Origin of the sequence: Gramella sp. Hel_I_59 (assembly GCF_006714895.1) — a bacterium.
In the GTDB taxonomy this organism is placed as follows: domain Bacteria; phylum Bacteroidota; class Bacteroidia; order Flavobacteriales; family Flavobacteriaceae; genus Christiangramia.
Map to the genome: position 1 here is coordinate 1,331,991 of NZ_VFME01000001.1, position 18,147 is coordinate 1,350,137.

16 protein-coding genes are annotated in these 18,147 nt (G+C 40.3%); all 16 read left to right on the forward strand.

Annotated features, from left to right (window positions below):
• Positions 1–36: 36 nt before the first annotated feature.
• The 16 genes from JM79_RS06115 (at position 37) to ilvA (ending at position 17,920) form a co-directional block, all read left to right on the forward strand.
• On the forward strand, positions 37–1,575 hold the full coding sequence (locus JM79_RS06115) for a YifB family Mg chelatase-like AAA ATPase (protein ID WP_141877297.1): 1,539 nt from the start codon (positions 37–39) through the stop codon (positions 1,573–1,575).
• A gap of 113 nt (positions 1,576–1,688) precedes the next feature.
• Positions 1,689–2,849 (forward strand): DUF2891 domain-containing protein, encoded by a 1,161-nt coding sequence (locus JM79_RS06120; protein ID WP_141877298.1) that lies wholly within the window; start codon positions 1,689–1,691, stop codon positions 2,847–2,849.
• Positions 2,846–4,066, forward strand: coding sequence for an Nramp family divalent metal transporter (locus JM79_RS06125; RefSeq protein ID WP_141877299.1), 1,221 nt, complete (start codon positions 2,846–2,848; stop codon positions 4,064–4,066). Before JM79_RS06120 ends, JM79_RS06125 begins: the two co-directional genes overlap by 4 nt.
• The gene (gene pxpA, locus JM79_RS06130) at positions 4,063–4,803 is read left to right on the forward strand and encodes a 5-oxoprolinase subunit PxpA (RefSeq protein ID WP_260443385.1); all 741 of its coding nucleotides are present in this window, start codon (positions 4,063–4,065) and stop codon (positions 4,801–4,803) included. Before JM79_RS06125 ends, pxpA begins: the two co-directional genes overlap by 4 nt.
• Positions 4,804–4,805: 2 nt before the next feature.
• On the forward strand, positions 4,806–5,537 hold the full coding sequence (pxpB, locus tag JM79_RS06135) for a 5-oxoprolinase subunit PxpB (protein WP_141877300.1): 732 nt from the start codon (positions 4,806–4,808) through the stop codon (positions 5,535–5,537).
• On the forward strand, positions 5,506–6,381 hold the full coding sequence (locus JM79_RS06140; protein ID WP_260443386.1) for a biotin-dependent carboxyltransferase family protein: 876 nt from the start codon (positions 5,506–5,508) through the stop codon (positions 6,379–6,381). Before pxpB ends, JM79_RS06140 begins: the two co-directional genes overlap by 32 nt.
• A gap of 253 nt (positions 6,382–6,634) precedes the next feature.
• A complete protein-coding gene (locus JM79_RS06145; RefSeq protein ID WP_141877301.1) occupies positions 6,635–7,027 on the forward strand; it encodes a hypothetical protein in 393 nt (130 codons plus the stop codon).
• Positions 7,028–7,080: 53 nt separating this feature from the next.
• A complete protein-coding gene (locus JM79_RS06150) occupies positions 7,081–7,773 on the forward strand; it encodes a hypothetical protein (protein ID WP_141877302.1) in 693 nt (230 codons plus the stop codon).
• A 58-nt stretch (positions 7,774–7,831) separates the two neighbouring features.
• Positions 7,832–8,620 (forward strand): histidine kinase, encoded by a 789-nt coding sequence (locus tag JM79_RS06155; RefSeq protein WP_141877303.1) that lies wholly within the window; start codon positions 7,832–7,834, stop codon positions 8,618–8,620.
• Positions 8,613–9,245, forward strand: coding sequence for a response regulator transcription factor (locus JM79_RS06160; protein WP_141877304.1), 633 nt, complete (start codon positions 8,613–8,615; stop codon positions 9,243–9,245). Before JM79_RS06155 ends, JM79_RS06160 begins: the two co-directional genes overlap by 8 nt.
• A gap of 90 nt (positions 9,246–9,335) precedes the next feature.
• A complete protein-coding gene (locus tag JM79_RS06165; protein ID WP_141877305.1) occupies positions 9,336–10,859 on the forward strand; it encodes a bifunctional GNAT family N-acetyltransferase/carbon-nitrogen hydrolase family protein in 1,524 nt (507 codons plus the stop codon).
• A gap of 357 nt (positions 10,860–11,216) precedes the next feature.
• Complete coding sequence (ilvD, locus tag JM79_RS06170; protein ID WP_141877306.1) at positions 11,217–12,890, forward strand: dihydroxy-acid dehydratase; 1,674 nt, start codon at positions 11,217–11,219, stop codon at positions 12,888–12,890.
• Positions 12,891–12,901: 11 nt separating this feature from the next.
• A complete protein-coding gene (gene ilvB, locus JM79_RS06175; RefSeq protein ID WP_141877307.1) occupies positions 12,902–14,635 on the forward strand; it encodes a biosynthetic-type acetolactate synthase large subunit in 1,734 nt (577 codons plus the stop codon).
• A complete protein-coding gene (ilvN, locus tag JM79_RS06180) occupies positions 14,635–15,174 on the forward strand; it encodes an acetolactate synthase small subunit (RefSeq protein WP_185739466.1) in 540 nt (179 codons plus the stop codon). The genes ilvB and ilvN overlap by 1 nt, the downstream gene beginning before the upstream one ends.
• The gene (gene ilvC / locus JM79_RS06185) at positions 15,171–16,646 is read left to right on the forward strand and encodes a ketol-acid reductoisomerase (protein WP_141877309.1); all 1,476 of its coding nucleotides are present in this window, start codon (positions 15,171–15,173) and stop codon (positions 16,644–16,646) included. The genes ilvN and ilvC overlap by 4 nt, the downstream gene beginning before the upstream one ends.
• Complete coding sequence (ilvA, locus tag JM79_RS06190; RefSeq protein WP_141877310.1) at positions 16,646–17,920, forward strand: threonine ammonia-lyase IlvA; 1,275 nt, start codon at positions 16,646–16,648, stop codon at positions 17,918–17,920. The genes ilvC and ilvA overlap by 1 nt, the downstream gene beginning before the upstream one ends.
• The last annotated feature ends 227 nt before the right edge of the window (positions 17,921–18,147 follow it).

Sequence of the window (18,147 nt, forward strand, 5' to 3'; positions counted from 1 at the left end):
TTTAAGGACCCTACCTTTAATTAAATCTGGATATACATGCTAGTTAAGGTTTATGGGAGTGCTGTTTTTGGTGTTGATGCCACCACTATTACTATTGAAGTTAATGTAGCATCTGGTATTGGATACCATCTTGTAGGCTTACCAGATAACGCAGTAAAGGAGTCCAGTTACCGCATTACTGCTGCCCTTCAGAATAACGGGTACAAATTACCAGGTAAAAAGATCATCGTAAACATGGCACCTGCCGATCTTAGGAAGGAAGGTTCAGCTTATGATCTAAGCTTTGCCATGGGAATTTTGGCTGCATCATCGCAAATAACCGCGAATAATATTTCAGATTATATCATTATGGGGGAATTGTCTCTGGACGGCAGTCTTCAACCCATAAAAGGAGCTCTCCCAATCGCAATTCAAGCTAAGAAAGAAGGTTTTAAAGGTTTTATTCTGCCTGAGCAAAATGCGAGGGAAGCAGCCATCGTATCAGGACTGGATGTATTCGGAGTAAGTAATATCAAGGAAGTGATCGATTTTTTTCATTCCGGAAAGAAGTTGGAACCTACCATTATTAATACCAGGGAAACTTTTTACCAGGATCTCGATAATCTTGAGCATGACTTTGCTGATGTAAAAGGTCAGGAATCTATCAAGAGATGTATGGAGATCGCTGCTGCGGGAGGTCATAACATAATTCTAATTGGACCGCCGGGTGCGGGAAAAACCATGCTTGCCAAAAGGTTGCCCAGCATTCTGCCACCAATGACTTTGCAGGAAGCACTGGAAACCACAAAAATACATAGTGTAGCTGGCCGAATTAAAGACAATGTTGGCCTGCTGGCTCAACGTCCATTTAGGAGTCCGCATCATACGATTTCTGATGTTGCACTTGTCGGCGGGGGTGGATATCCACAACCGGGTGAGATCTCACTATCTCATAATGGCGTACTGTTTCTGGATGAGCTGCCAGAATTTAAAAGAAGTGTTTTGGAAGTGATGCGGCAACCTCTGGAGGACCGGGAGGTTACCATCTCTAGAGCTCGATTCACAGTCACCTATCCTTCCAGTTTTATGCTTGTCGCCAGTATGAACCCAAGTCCAGGTGGATATTTCAATGATCCCGATGCGCCCGTATCTTCATCTGCTTATGAAATGCAACGATATCTGGGAAAGATCAGTGGACCGTTGCTCGATAGAATTGATATTCATATTGAAGTAACTCCGGTTCCATTTGATAAACTTAGCGAAGAACGCAAAGGCGAATCCAGTAAATCTATTCGTGAGAGAGTAAGCAAGGCTAGAGGTATTCAATCTGAAAGATTCCATGATCTTGAAAATGTACATTATAATGCCCAGATTGGTCCAAGGCAGATAAGAGAGCATTGCCAGTTGGACGAAGCATCGAAGACATTATTGAAAACGGCGATGGAAAAACTAAATCTCTCTGCCCGTGCTTACGATCGTATTCTGAAAGTTTCCAGAACGATTGCAGATCTGGCTGGGAGTTCTCAAATACAGGGAGAACATATAAGTGAAGCAATACAATATAGAAGTCTGGACCGGGAAGGATGGCTGGGTTAATATCTTGAGTTTTAATTAACGAAACCTTTGCCTGTTTTTTATATTTTTGGATAAAACCTACTAAATCAATCTGTAAATTTCGAAATTCACCGAAAGAGACGCAATTATAACCAATGAAACAATTTCTTTTAGCCTCCGTATGTTTGCTTATTCTATCCTGTAAAGGAAATTCAGAAGATCCTGACGAAAATCCTGGAGATACTGACACTTTGATAACTGAGAGTATCCTGCCAGATGCACTCAAAACTACAGATAAAGTAACCTTAAATCTTACTGAAGCTAACAATCTTGCGGAATTACCTTTAGGTTGTTTAAATACAGAATACCCTAATAAATTGGGACAAACTCTCGAAAATGCAGAGGCGATGGATGAACCCAAAGCTTTGCATCCAGCCTTTTATGGGTGTTTTGACTGGCATTCTTCTGTTCATGCCCATTGGTCACTGGTGAGTTTGTTGAAGCAGTTTCCAGATCTTGAGAAAAATGAGGAGATTCGTGAAAAGTTAAAAACTTCTCTCTCTTCAGAAAATATTGAAGGAGAGGTTGCATACTTCAATCGTAAGGAAAGCACAGTATATGAACGTACTTATGGCTGGGCATGGTTGCTGAAGTTGTCACAGGAGCTAAAGTCCTGGGAAGATCCTCTTGGACAGGAACTTGCTGCAAATCTTCAACCACTTACAGATCTAATAACTACGCGATTCATTGAATTCCTTCCGAAGTTAAATTACCCGGTAAGAGTAGGAGAACATACCAATACTGCATTCGGGCTTGCTTTTGCATATGATTATGCAGAAGCCACCGAGAACCAGGAGTTAATGGAAGTGGTCAAGAAAAGTGCACAGAATTTCTTCCTGAAAGACGACAACTGCCCGGTAAGCTGGGAACCAGGAGGCTACGACTTTATTTCTCCATGCCTGGCAGAAGTGGATATCATGAGAAGAGTTCTTCCAAAAAGTGCTTTTAACCTTTGGATAGAAGATTTCATGCCGCAATTGAAAAATGAAGATTTTGAAATGGAAGTTGGTGAAGTTTCAGATAGATCTGATGGTAAACTGGTTCATCTGGATGGTCTTAACTTCAGCAGAGCCTGGATTTTCTCTGGTCTTGCCAATCAATACCCTGAAAAATTCGGTCATTTAAGGTCTCTAGCTAATGAACATGTGGCCTATTCCTTTCCAAATGTTTCCGGTGACGGTTATGAAGGTGGTCACTGGCTAGGAACTTTTGCGATTTATGCTTTACAGGAATCTGGAAAGCAACCCGTAAAATGAAAAACTTCTTCAGAAATCTAGGTCCTGGAATCCTTGTTTCTGCTGCATTTATTGGTCCTGGAACCGTTACCGTATGTAGTCTTGCAGGGGTGGAATTTGGTTATAGTCTGCTATGGGCTTTACTGGTTTCAATAATTGCGTGTATCGTATTGCAGGAAATGTCTGCCAGGCTTGGCTTGGTAACAGGCAGAGGATTAAGTGATTCCATACGGCAATCCATAACCTCTCCGGTATTCCGAGTAGTAGCTCTAATTCTGATTTTCTCTGCAATTGTAATTGGGAATGCCGCTTACGAAGCTGGGAATATATCTGGTGCGGTCATGGGTGTGCAGAGTATCATGCCTATTGAGGAAATATCAATTTCGGGAAATGCTATCAATCTTTGGAGCTTTATCATTGGAGGCTCCGCATTTCTACTTCTTTATTTAGGAAGTTACAAGAAGCTGGAAAGGGTATTTATAGGATTGGTGGTTTTAATGAGCCTTGCGTTTATTATCACAGCTTTTCTAACCCAGCCATCCTGGTCGGGTGTTTTTAAAGGCTTTGTGCCGACATCCATAAGTGATGAAATTTTAACGATCATCGCATTGGTGGGAACCACCGTGGTACCTTATAATTTGTTTTTACATGCATCTTTGATTGGTGAGAAATGGACCGGCCTTAATCATCTCAAAACCGTACGGAGAGAACTCGTGTTCTCGATCATTCTGGGTGGCCTGGTTTCCATGGCGATCCTAATATGTGCAGCTTCTTCCGGATTAAGTTCTATTAATGATGTAGCCGGTCTGGCAGTAGGACTGGAGCCATTGTTTGGAAATATGGCCACTACTTTTCTAGCAGTTGGATTACTGGCAGCTGGGATTACCTCATCCATAACAGCTCCTTTGGCGGCAGCATATGTTGTGAAAGGTTGTCTTGGGTGGCAGTCTGGAATGTCCGACTGGCGGTTTAAAGCAGTTTGGATGAGCATAATTATCCTTGGTGTATTGTTTAGTTCCCTGGGAATAAAACCGGTCGAGATCATTCAGTTTGCGCAAGTAGCCAACGGAATTGTGCTTCCTGTCATTGCGATATTTCTCTTATGGATCGTCAATCAAGAATCTATCCTGGGTAAATTCAGAAATTCAGCCTTTCAAAACATAATTGGTATCTTGGTAATTGTCCTGGCCATATTCCTTGGTGCAAAATCAATTTATACAGTAATACAGAATTTATGATTAAAGAAACCATCCATATAAATTGTGATCTTGGAGAAGGGGGAGAGTTTGACGATAAGTTAATGCCACTAATTTCTGCTTGCAATATTGCCTGTGGAGGACATGCTGGAAACCTCGAAACCATGCATAGAACTGTTCGTCTGGCTCTTGAAAATAACGTGGAAATTGGAGCACATCCATCCTATCCAGACCGGGCAAACTTCGGAAGAAATCATATGGATATGACTGCTGAAGAATTGAAACTTTCCATAGAAGGACAGGTGCTAAGTCTGAAGCAAATTGTGGAATCTGAAGGAGGGAAACTAAGTCACGTGAAACTGCATGGTGCTCTCTATAATGACGCTGCTAAGGATAGGAATATTTCCAAGATAGTAGTGAGGAGTCTTGAACATTTTGATGATGATTTGAGGCTGTTTGTGCCTCTCAATTCCCAACTCGGAGAACTCGCTTTAGGCAGATTTGAACTCTATTATGAAGCATTTGCAGATCGAAACTATGAGGATGATTATGGTTTGGTTCCTCGATCAAAATCGTATGCAATCATCGAAGATAGGGAAGTGGTTTTTCAGCACGTGAGAAGTATCTATAAAGAGAACAAAATCTTATTGCCGAACGGCGAATTTTTAGAGGCTCAGGCAGACACATTTTGCGTGCATTCTGATACCCCTTCGGCGGTGGAAATTTTACAATATCTACAACGTAAATTAGCTGCAGAAAATATCTATATTAAATCCTGAAAATGATCAAGTGGAAGAGTGTTTCGAGAATGGGAGATCGCGGAATTCTGATAGAATTCCCTCAGGAAATTTCAGAAAAAATACTTCAAACTATACTAGAGGTAAAAACTGCGCTATCAAAAATAAAGCTTGAGCAAAAGGTTGAAATAACTAATACATACAACTCGTTATTAATAAGTTATCCTTCAGCTATAAGATATATCTATAGTGAGTTAAAAGTCGTTTCCAATACTCTTAGAGCTACGAATATATCAAAAAACATCGACAAGCGAATTTTCAAGATTCCTGTTTGCTATGAAGCAGAATATGCTCCAGATTTGAATGAGGTAGCCGAGCTTAAAAACATAAAAAAGGAAGAGCTGATTTCCCTTCACTCCACTCCAGAATACCTAGTTTATTTTACCGGGTTTTTACCGGGCTTTTTATACCTGGGTGGGTTGAATCAAAAAATTGCAACGCCACGAAAAATCACTCCGCGTAAAATTGTAGAAAAAGGAAGCGTGGGAATCGCAGAAGATCAAACCGGAATTTATCCACAAGAGAGTCCGGGTGGATGGCAAATAATTGGTCGAACACCTCTGGATCTTTTTAATGCGAACAGCAAAATTCCCAGTCCATTTAATGTTGGAGATTTCGTTCGATTTCATCCGGTAAGTAATTTGGAATATATCCAAATTCAAAAAAAGGTGAAGCAAGGAAAATATGAATTCGAAATTATCAAATCCAATGGGTGAAGTTGTTGTTAAGCAGCCAGGATTATTCTCCACGATTCAGGATTTTGGAAGATTTGGATCGAGAAAATATGGTGTTCCTGAGAGCGGAATTATGGATAGATATGCCTTCAAAATTTGCAATCTAATTCTCGGCAATTCTGAAAATGATGCGGTGCTGGAAATAACATTTGTTGGGCCTGTTCTTGAATTTAATGCAGCTACAAATATTTGTGTTGGAGGGGCAAATCTCAGTCCGAAGATTAACGATTTAGAGATCAATTTAAATACGGCCTATCAGGTTAAGGCTGGAGATATTCTTTCCTTCGGAAAAAGAAAATCTGGATTCCGATCCTATCTCGCGATTAAATATGGTTTTCAATCTCCGGAAATTCTGGGAAGTCGAAGTTGGTTCGAAGCTGTTACAGGAAATCATAGACTTCAGAAGAACCAGCTTTTACATTATCAAACTTCAGAAGCTATCAACAATAATCCTCATTCAACTATTCACGTAAATACAGATTACCTCAATTCAGAAATGATCGAAACTTATGGAGGGCCAGAATTTGCAGAGCTAACAGAATCTTTGCAAAAACTTATTTTTCAGAAGAAATTTAAGGTGAGTGGTGATAGCAACCGGATGGCTGTACAATTTGAAGAAGGTTTTAATAATGATCTCAAAGGCATTCACACTTCCCCGGTTATGCCGGGAAGCGTTCAACTTACCCCATCAGGAAAACTGATTGTGCTTATGAGGGACTGTCAAACTACGGGAGGTTATCCAAGGGTTTTACAACTATCAGAATATGGAATCCAGGTACTCTCTCAAAAAATGCCTGGTGAAATTGTGCAATTCCACAGGAAGTAGAATAGTTTGCAAATAGCAAAAAGTGCCAACTAAGTTTATTAATGCTATAGAAAAGACCCTACTCAGAACTACAACTAAACTATGATTGACACTTTTTTTGTCCCCAAAACATTCTAGATAAACTAAAATGACTCTACAAATATAGATACAGTAGAGGCTGTAGAGTAGGGGAATTTTCCCCTTTCTTGCAGATAAGCTCCATTTCATTATTAGAAATTATATTTTAGAGGCAGATAATCAAACCCTTATAATCGTGAATCCACCAAATAAGTGCATTACTGTTCAGAAAGCTAAAGAGCTCCAAAAAGAATGGCGTGAAACCAGGTCTATAGTTACTACAAATGGAAAAGAACATAAAGATACCTGTGAGTTCCATTTTGATCTGGAAGAACTTCAGGAATATATCAATTACGTTCGTGAACAATCTCAGCAGAATAAAGCTGAAAGGCCAGGTATCAATGTCTGGCTCGGTGCTTATCAGGATGAGGGCGATAAACCTAGTCTTAATACCGTGTTTTTCTCTGCAACGCGTAAAATGAAAGCTGAAGAGGAAGATGGTTCTGGAAGAGACTACCTCGAAAATGGCGAAATTGAACCAATGAATACTGTGGGAGGTATGTGGCCTCCGTTACCATATAAAGGCTAGGATTTTCTGTGTTAAAATTTATTATTGAAAACAAGCTGTACATAGGATATCTTATGGAATTCATTGCGGCTTGTGCTGGAACAATACACCTTATTAAAGCCCGGAATTTAAGAACTGGTGTAAAACTTTTTGTTGGATTTCTTTGGTTCAATTTTTTCTACGACCTGCTTGGCATGTACCCAATCTGGGCGTATTATGATAATTACCAGTTGGCACCATTTTTAAAAGACACTGCTTTCGCACGTAATTTCTGGTATTATAATAATTTCTATGTCATAAAGTATTTTGTGCTGGGGCAGTTATTTATTTTGCAGTTAACCCATCCTGAAAGTCAAAGTGCGAAGAAAATTTTTGGTAAGCTAAAATGGGCTTTTGTCATCTACAGTGTTATATGCTTTGCCAGTTTTGGTAACTATTTGTATCAATATGACTATACGGTCATCATATTTGGAACATTCTTTCTCGTAGGCTGCATCATGGCGTACCTCATTCAAATGCTTCGAACAGATGAAATTCTTCAATTTAAGTCAGATGTAATTTTTTATATCTCGGTAGCGCTTATCCTTTACGAATTATGCATTGCGCCAATTAATATTTATGGAGGATATTTCAATGAAGGTAATATGGAATTCGTCCAGTTTTATGCGCGTATTCTCAGGTACGGGAATATTTATTTATACGGAATCTTCATCATAGGTTTTCTAATAACTTTGAGGAATGGAAGAAAAACTGATACCTTAGCTTAGAAAAATGTATAAAGCTAACAGCTAAATTAGGTTTACCAGTATTTAAAATCCAATAGAAATGCTTCGGAAAGAAGAGATCATTCTAATTCTCTATTTTATATTGGTGATTGTACTTCTCACCGTATTCACCGTCTTTTTTGTTATCACTTATCAGAAGCGAAAGAATAAGATTCTGCAAGAGAAATTTGAAGCAGAACAACAATTTTTAATAGAACTAAATAATACAAAAATCGAGATACAGGAAGCTACATTGAAGAATGTAAGCTGGGAACTCCATGACAATATTGGTCAGTTACTATCAGTCGCCAGTATCCAGTTGAACATACTTTTAAAGAGATCCAAAGACGATGCTAGTCCAGCGGTTACAGAGATCAAAGAAATGGTGGCAAATTCGTTAAACGAAGTTCGTTCACTTTCCAGGACTCTCAATAATGAAGTTATCCATAATACCGGGTTGCATAAGTCTGTTCGCGACGAGCTGGAGCGCTATAATCGTATGGACATCCTCCAGGCAGAATTGGAAATTACAGGGGAATCCAGGGAAATTAAACCTGAAAGTGAGATCATTATATTCCGGATCATGCAGGAGTTTTTTAATAATGTCATCAAATATGCTGAAGCCTCTTCACTTCAGGTTCAGTTAAACTATCTGGAAGATTCACTGCAGATTCATGCAAAGGATAACGGGAAAGGTTTCGATGATACTGAAGTAGAAAAAGGTTCCGGAATAATCAACATGTATAGCAGGGCCAAGCTAATCAATGCTCAAATTGATATCCAAAGTAAAGTTGGAGAAGGAACTTCTCTGAAATTAAACTATCCTATTCAAATAACCAGCAATGTCTAAAAATATAAGCATAGTCGATGATCATAAGCTGTTCGCAAGTTCACTTCGGGTTCTGGTGAATTCCTTCGACGGTTTCCAGGTGCTTGATTTTTTTAAGAATGGGCAGGAGCTTGTAGACCATGTTGAGAATGGTCTGGAACTTCCAGATGTTTTACTGCTGGATATGAGAATGCCTGTAATGGACGGTCTGCAGACAATGACATGGTTAAAACAACATCAGCCAGATCTTAAAGTTCTTGCTCTGACTGTAGATCAGGAAGATGAAACGATCATTAAAATGTTGAAACTCGGTGCTCGCGGATATCTTCTGAAGGATATAGATCCAGATGAATTTGAACTTGCTTTAAACAGGATCGTTGATACTGGTTATTATACAAATCAGTTGATTTCTGAAGCTTATAGAAATGAAGGAAAGGCTGATAAATATGAGGTTCTTACCGGCAGGGAGCAGGAGTTTTTAAGTTACGCCTGTAGTGAACTTACTTATAAAGCGATCGCTTCAGAAATGAATCTTAGTCCTAAAACTGTAGAAAACTATCGGGAGAGTCTCTTTAGTAAGTTACGGGTTAAGAGTAGAGTAGGCCTTGTTATGGTGGCTATCAAAGAAGGGTATTTCAAGATCTAAAAATTTAAGAATACTTTATATCAAAAGCAGCTTTGCGTCATTACTTAATTCGCGAACTGCAGTATCTTCGTACTTTCAAATTAAATATTCGTGATAGATTCAGCAAAAATAGAACTTCGGAACTTACAGGTTAAAGATTACGAGGAATTGAAGATTTCCATGGTCAAAAGTTACCAGGCTATGCCAGATGAATACTGGAGCAAGGCTGAGATCAAAACATTGATCAGTAAGTTTCCTGAAGGCCAGTTGTGCATCATAATAGACAATCGAATTGCGGGATGTGCGCTTTCTATTACCGTAGATTACGACAAATTTGATGATAATCACACCTACGAGGAGATCATTGGGGGAGAAAACTTTTCCACGCATACCAAAAACGGGAATGTACTCTACGGAATCGATGTATTTATTCACCCGGAATTCCGCGGAATGCGATTGGGTCGAAGACTGTATGAAGCTCGAAAGGAATTATGTGAGCATTTAAATCTGAAAGCGATCGTTTTTGGAGGTAGAATTCCGAATTATGCAAAGTATGCAGATGAGTTAACTCCGAAGCGTTATATCGAGAAAGTAAAGCTGCAGGAAATTCATGATCCTGTATTATCATTTCAGTTAAGTAATGACTTTCACGTAAAGAAAGTGATCAAGGGATATCTTTCCGGAGATCATGAATCCAAGGAATTTGCTACTTTGATGGAATGGAATAACATCTATTATTCTAAACCTCAAAAGCTGGTAAATACTACCAAAACAGTGGTTCGACTTGGGCTTGTGCAATGGCAGATGCGCTTGTTTAAAGATTATGAAGCGCTGGTTTCCCAGATAGAATTCTTTGTGGATGCAGTGAGTAATTATCAGAGTGATTTTATACTTTTTCCAGAGCTTTTCAATGCGCCATTAATGGCTCAGTTCAATCATCTTTCTGAGCCGGAAGCCATTCGTGCATTATCAGACTATACCGAGAAATTGCTGGAAACCTTCCGGGAATTCGCGATCAACTACAACATTAATATCATTACCGGAAGTATGCCAATGCCAGAAGGTGAGCATATGTACAACGTAGGATATCTTTGCAGAAGGGATGGAAGCTACGAACGCTATGAAAAACTGCATATTACTCCTGCAGAAGAAACTGCCTGGGGAATGAAGGGCGGTAACAGACTGGAAACTTTTGATACCGATTGTGGTAAAATTGGTGTACTAATTTGCTATGATGTGGAATTCCCTGAAGTTTCGCGATTACTGGCAGAGGAAGGAATGAATATCTTATTTGTACCGTTCATGACCGATACCCAGAATGGTTACTCTCGCGTAAAGATCTGTGCTCAGGCACGTGCGGTAGAAAATGAATGTTATGTAGCCATCGCTGGTTCTGTTGGAAATTTGCCGAAGGTTGATAATATGGATATTCAATACGCTCAAAGTGCTGTATTAACGCCTTCAGATTTTGCTTTTCCTGTAAACGGAATCAAAGCGGAAGCTACTCCAAATACTGAAAGTACTTTACTGGTAGATGTCGATCTGGATCTTCTAAAAGAGTTACATAACTTCGGAAGTGTTCGAAATATGAAAGACAGGAGAAAGGATCTATATTCATTGCGAAGAAAAAAATAGAATATTCAGCTGAAAATGAGGAGGTTTTAGAACTTTTTACTAGTTTTAAACCATGATTAGCATTGTTGAAAAATTCGTTGTGGCGGTGTTGGAAATTTTGTTCTAAAAAATTTCAACATTCCATTTTATCATAAGCTCACGAAGCCACCATTTCTGGTGGCTTTTTTTAATCCGGTAATATTAATTTCTGCTCAGAAAAAGTTCCAGAGATCGTAAATAAAAGCTATTTAAAACATTGATCTTCAGTTATATAAATAGTTACTTCTTCAATTAGCGTTCACTCAGTCATTTATTATCATGACCTAAGGTGTTCGATTCCCAGTATTTTTAATTCTTACAGAACAGAATTGAAATTTAATGAATACCAAATATAGCAGTACCATAACGCAAAGTGATTCTCAGCCAGCTTCCCAGGCCATGCTCCACGCCATTGGATTGAGCAGGGAAGATCTTAAAAAACCATTCGTAGGGATAGGAAGTACCGGTTATGAAGGAAATCCTTGTAACATGCACCTCAATGACCTTGCAAAAGAGGTTAAAAAAGGAACGCAGCAAGCAGGTATAAACGGACTTATTTTTAATACGATTGGAGTGAGTGATGGAATTTCCATGGGAACTCCAGGAATGCGTTTTTCACTTCCTTCACGGGATCTAATCGCAGATTCTATGGAAACGGTGGTTAGCGGAATGTCTTATGACGGACTCGTAACTGTAGTCGGCTGTGACAAGAATATGCCGGGTGCGCTCATGGCAATGTTAAGATTGAACCGACCTTCGGTATTAGTATATGGAGGAACGATCTCTTCGGGTTGTCATAATGGAAAAAAATTGGATGTGGTTTCGGCTTTTGAAGCCTGGGGTTCTAAGGTTTCAGGGGAAATGCAGGAAGAGGAGTATCAGCAGGTCATCGAAAAAGCCTGTCCTGGTGCCGGAGCATGTGGAGGTATGTATACAGCAAACACTATGGCTTCAGCAATTGAAGCTCTGGGAATGAGTCTGCCATTTAATAGCTCTAATCCCGCAACCGGGCCTGAAAAGGTCAAGGAAAGTGTAAAAGCTGGGGAAGCTATGCAACTGCTACTTGAAAAAGATCTCAAACCTAAAGATATCGTATCAGTCAAATCTCTGGAGAATGCCATTAGATTATTGACCGTACTTGGTGGTTCTACCAATGCTGTGCTGCATTTTCTGGCGATCGCTAAAGCTGCGGAAATCAATTTCGGATTAAAGGATTTTGAAAGAATTTGTGAAGAAACTCCGTTTCTGGCAGACCTCAAGCCTAGTGGTAAATATCTAATGGAAGATATACACAGGATTGGTGGGATTCCGGCCGTTATGAAATACATGCTGGAGAAAGGACTGCTCCACGGCGATTGCATGACGGTTACCGGCAAAACTATAGCAGAAAATCTTCAAGAGGTAGAACCTATGCCATTTGATCAGGATGTGATCCACCCGGTAGAAAAACCTATCAAAGCAACCGGGCATATTAGAATACTTTACGGGAATCTCGCTCAGGAAGGTTCAGTAGCAAAAATAACAGGTAAAGAAGGTTTGAAATTCCACGGTAAAGCGAAAGTTTTCAATGGTGAATATGATGCCAATGAAGGTATTTCATCTGGAAAGGTGAAAAAAGGTGATGTAGTCGTCATTAGATATGAAGGTCCTAAAGGGGGTCCTGGAATGCCTGAAATGCTAAAACCTACTTCAGCAATTATGGGAGCTGGTCTTGGTAAGGATGTGGCTTTGATCACTGATGGTAGATTTTCTGGAGGAACTCATGGATTCGTAGTGGGACATATTACTCCGGAAGCACAACAGGGCGGACTGATTGGATTGCTGAAGGATGGCGATGAAATAAGTATCAATGCCGAAACCAATAAGATCGAAGCTCATTTGAGTGAAGAGGAAATAAGTGAAAGAAGAGCCGTATGGAAAGCGCCCGCTTTCAAGGCAAAAGGAGGCGTACTTTATAAATACGCAAAAACAGTAGCATCAGCATCAGAAGGATGCGTGACAGATGAATTTTAATTAGGTGAAATATGGAGGTTAAAACAGCAAGTTTCGAAAAGCAAAGCACGAAAAAAAGCCTGACCGTATCAGGAGCAGAGGCGGTGATCAAATGTTTGCTCGAAGAAGGTGTAGATACTATTTACGGATATCCAGGAGGGGCGATCATGCCTGTATATGATGAACTGTATAAATATCAGAAAGAAATTCACCATGTGCTCACCAGGCACGAACAGGGAGCAACGCATGCTGCCCAGGGTTATGCCAGAGTTTCAGGAAAAGTAGGGGTCGCTGTGGCAACTTCCGGTCCTGGAGCTACCAATCTTGTAACCGGGATTGCAGATGCGCAAATCGATTCCACTCCAATGGTTTGTATCACTGGCCAGGTTGGGTCTCATCTTCTGGGTTCAGATGCTTTCCAGGAAACCGATATTGTAGGTATTTCTACACCGGTAACTAAATGGAACTACCAGATCACCAATGCTGAAGAGATTCCGGAAGTAATGGCGAAAGCTTTTTATATCGCCAGGTCAGGAAGGCCAGGACCGGTACTAATCGATATTACCAAGGATGCCCAGTTTGCCTCGTTAGAATTCAGTTATAAAAAATGTTCTGGAATAAGAAGTTATCAGGCGATCCCGGAATTAAATCTTCTGGAAGTACAACGCGCTGCAGAAGTGATCAATAATGCTAAAAAACCAATGATCGTTTGGGGACAGGGAGTGATCCTGGGAGGAGCTGAAGATCTATTCAAACAGGTTGTAGAAAAATCTGGAATTCCTGCTGCATGGACGATTCTGGGACTTTCGGCATTACCAACAGATCACCCATTGAACGTAGGAATGGTGGGCATGCATGGAAACTACGCACCAAATATGCTAACCAATGAATGCGATGTTTTAATTGCAATTGGGATGAGGTTTGATGACCGGGTTACGGGAAATCTTGAAAAATACGCAAAACAGGCGAAGATCATTCATTTCGAGATAGACCCGGCTGAAATTAATAAAAATGTACACGCAGATTACCCGGTTCTGGGGGATGTAAAAGAAAGTCTGAAGGCATTACTTGAATTACTGGAGCCATATTCACATAAAGAATGGCACCAGAAGTTTAAGGATATGTATAAAACTGAATATGAGAAAGTGATTCAGGGAAATTTAGACATAAACAAGAAAGATTTGGGAATGGCTGAGGTCATTCAGGAAGTAAATATTCAATCTAAAGGAGATGCGATCATTGTTTCAGATGTTGGTCAGCACCAGATGGCAGCCTGCCGTTATGCCAAATTCAATCAGTCGAGAAGTAATGTGACTTCCGGGGGATTAGGAACTATGGGATTCGCGTTACCAGCAGCCATCGGGGCAAAAATGGCAAGACCAGAAAGAGATGTTGTCGCGGTGATAGGTGATGGCGGTTACCAGATGACCATTCAGGAATTAGGAACCATTTTTCAGACCAAAGTTCCAGTCAAGATCGTGCTTTTAAATAACGGATTCCTGGGAATGGTAAGACAATGGCAGCAAATGTTCTTTGATAGACGTTATGCTTCTACAACCATGGTGAATCCGGATTTTATAACGATCGCCAAAGGTTATCACATTAAAGCAAACCAGGTGACCGAAAGGAGTCAGCTTGTGTCGGCAGTAAAAGAAATGATGCAAAGTGATGAAGCCTATTTCCTTGAAGTAAAAGTTGAACAGGAAGAAAATGTGTTCCCAATGATCCCAACCGGAGCATCAGTTTCAGAAATATTATTAGAGTAATGGAAAAACAGAACTATACAGTTTCGATTTATACCGAAAATAATCTTGGTCTACTTTCAAGGATCGCGGCTATCTTTTTAAAAAGGCATATCAATATTGAAAGTATTACGGCTTCCCCCAGTGAGGTGACTGAAGTGATGCGCTTTATTATTATTGTAAAGGTTTCCGAAGAACAGATCAAGAAGATCGTAGGACAGATCGAAAAGCAGATCGAGGTGATCAAGGCTTTTTATCATATCGATGCTGAAACGATCTTTCAGGAAACAGCTTTGTATAAGATCAAATCTGAAGATTTTCTGGATGACCATAATATTCAGGATTTTATTAAAGAGACCAATGCGCGAATTGTGACCGTAACCAGGCAGTTTTTTGTGATCGAAAAGACCGGAAAACGCACTGAAGTCGATCAGCTTTATGAAAAACTAAAACCCTACGGACTCATGCAATTCGTAAGGTCTGGAACCATCGCGGTCACCAAGAACGAAATGCCAATATCAGGAATACTAGAAAAATTTAATACCACAAACTCATTATCATGACCAACTATTTTAACAGCCTGTCCAAAGCTGAAAAACTCGATCAATTAGGTACCTGTAGATTTATGGAACTGGACGAATTCAGTAAAGAAGCAGATGCTTTGAAAGATAAGAAAATAGTCATTGTAGGCTGCGGTGCGCAGGGTCTCAATCAGGGACTTAATATGCGCGACAGCGGTCTGGATATTTCATATGCACTTAGAGAAAGCGCGATCAGGGAAAAACGTCAATCCTGGAAAAATGCTTCAGAAAATGATTTCACCGTTGGAACTTATGAAGAGTTGATCCCGGATGCAGACCTGGTTATTAACCTTACTCCAGACAAGCAGCATACCTCGGTGATTAAGGCCATCCAGCCACACTTAAAACAAGGAGCCGTTTTATCCTATTCTCACGGCTTCAATATCGTAGAAGAAGGAATGAAGATTCGGGAGGATGTTACCGTAATTATGGTCGCTCCAAAATGTCCCGGGTCTGAAGTTAGAGAGGAATACAAACGTGGTTTTGGAGTACCTACATTAATCGCAGTTCATCCTGAAAATGATCCGAAAGGCTTGGGACTGGAATGGGCGAAAGCCTATGCGTATGCCACGGGAGGTCATCGTGCCGGAGTACTGGAATCTTCTTTTGTTGCTGAAGTAAAATCTGATCTTATGGGTGAGCAAACTATCCTTTGTGGTGTTTTACAAACCGGATCCATTCTAACTTTTGACAAAATGGTTTCTGAAGGTCTGGATAAGAACTATGCAGCAAAATTAATTCAGTATGGTTGGGAAACGATTACGGAAGCTTTGAAGCACGGCGGAATCACCCAGATGATGGACAGACTTTCTGATCCTGCAAAGATGAGAGCTTATGAAATTTCAGAAGAGCTAAAGGAAAAAATGCGACCGTTATTTCAGAAGCATATGGATGATATTATTTCCGGAGAGTTTAGTAGCAGGATGATGCGGGACTGGGCGAAAGATGATACCGAGTTGCATACCTGGAGAGCTGAAACTGAGAATACAGCTTTTGAGAAAACTGAAGCAACTTCAGAAGAGATTACAGAACAGGAGTATTTTGATAAGGGAGTTCTACTGGTTGCCTTTGTGAAATCTGGGGTGGAACTAGCCTTTGAAACTATGGTAGATGCCGGGATTATCGAGGAGTCAGCTTATTATGAATCCTTGCATGAAACTCCCCTTATCGCGAATACCATCGCCAGGAAAAAACTTTACGAGATGAACCGTGTAATTTCAGATACGGCGGAATATGGATGCTATTTGTTCGATCACGCAGCCAAACCATTGATCAAGGACTATGTGAATTCTCTGGAACCTGAAGTTGCCGGAAGAAAATTTGCTTCAGAAGACATAGGTGTGAATAATGAGAAATTGTCAAAAGTAAATGAAGAGATCAAAGAACATCCCGTAGAGAAAGTAGGCGCAACTTTACGATCTGCGATGACTGCAATGAAGAAAATATACGCTTAATGGAAACTCTGCTGGAAAAAGATACGATTTACAAACCTAGTCTTGAAGCGGTTAAAGAGGCTTCGGAAAGGATCTCAAAGGTGGTGCTGAAAACTCCTTTAGCTGAATCTTTTACCTATAGCAAGCGCTTTGATGCAAAGGTAATGCTGAAGCGTGAGGATCTGCAACAAGTTAGATCTTACAAAATTCGAGGAGCCTATAATAAGATCTCCAGTTTACCACAGGAACAGCTTGAAAAAGGAGTGATCTGTGCCAGTGCGGGGAATCATGCTCAGGGTGTTGCTTTTGCATGCAATAAGCTGAAAGTTAAAGGAGTAATCTATATGCCTGGCACCACGCCACAACAAAAGGTGGAACAAACTGAAATGTTCGGTGGTGAATGGGTGGAAGTAGTGCTGAAGGGTGATACCTATGATGATTCCTATAAGAGTGCTATGGCTCATATGGCTGAAAAAGGACTTATTTTCATTCATCCTTTCGATGATGAAAAAGTTATTGAAGGTCAGGCGACCATAGCCCTGGAGATCCTTGAGCAAGCAAATGAACCTATAGATTATGTTTTTGCTCCACTTGGCGGCGGCGGACTCCTGGCAGGAATTTCTTCCATGTTCAAGGAACTATCGCCCAATACTAAGATTATTGGCATCGAACCTCAGGGTGCACCATCGATGAAGACCTCTCTGAAAGAAGGTAAAGTAGTCGAACTGGATCATATAGAACGATTTGTAGATGGCGCCTCTGTCCAGAAAGTTGGAACGCGAAATTTTGCTATTTGTAAGGAAAATCTGGATGAAATGATCACAGTGCCGGAAGGAAAGATCTGCCAGACCATCCTTGATCTCTATAACCAGGATGCCATGGTAGTGGAACCTGCCGGAGCCATGGCGATATCAGCCCTGGATCTGTATGCTGAAAAGATCAAGGGTAAGAATGTTGTATGTATCGTTAGTGGCAGTAACAACGATATCATCCGGATGGCCGAAATCAAGGAACGTGCATTACTATATTCCGGATTAAAGCATTATTTCGTAATCGTTTTCCCTCAAAGGGCAGGGGCCTTAAAGGAATTTGTAGCGAAAGTCCTGGGACCAAATGATGATATTACCCATTTTGAATATTCTAAAAAGCATAACAGGTCGAACGGGCCAGCGGTTGTGGGTATTGAGCTGAAGGATCCAGCTGACTTTGAACCCCTGGTAGAGAGAATGAAACAGAAGAATTTTTATGGGGAATATTTGAATAATAATCCAAATTTATTTCAATTTTTGATCTAGAACTGCCTGTACCTTAAAAATTTATATACATTTGTAATATGATTTCGATCAATAAGATAATATTAGTCCGTTTCAATTTCAGGCCCCGCCGCCGCTTCTAGGCAGCACCCCGAAACGACTTTTTATTAATATTATCTTACATCCCAATTTTGAACTACATAAACGGCATAGAATACAAATTAAATATTAGATCATTTTCTGATATTTCCCTTATGCGCCGCCGTTTT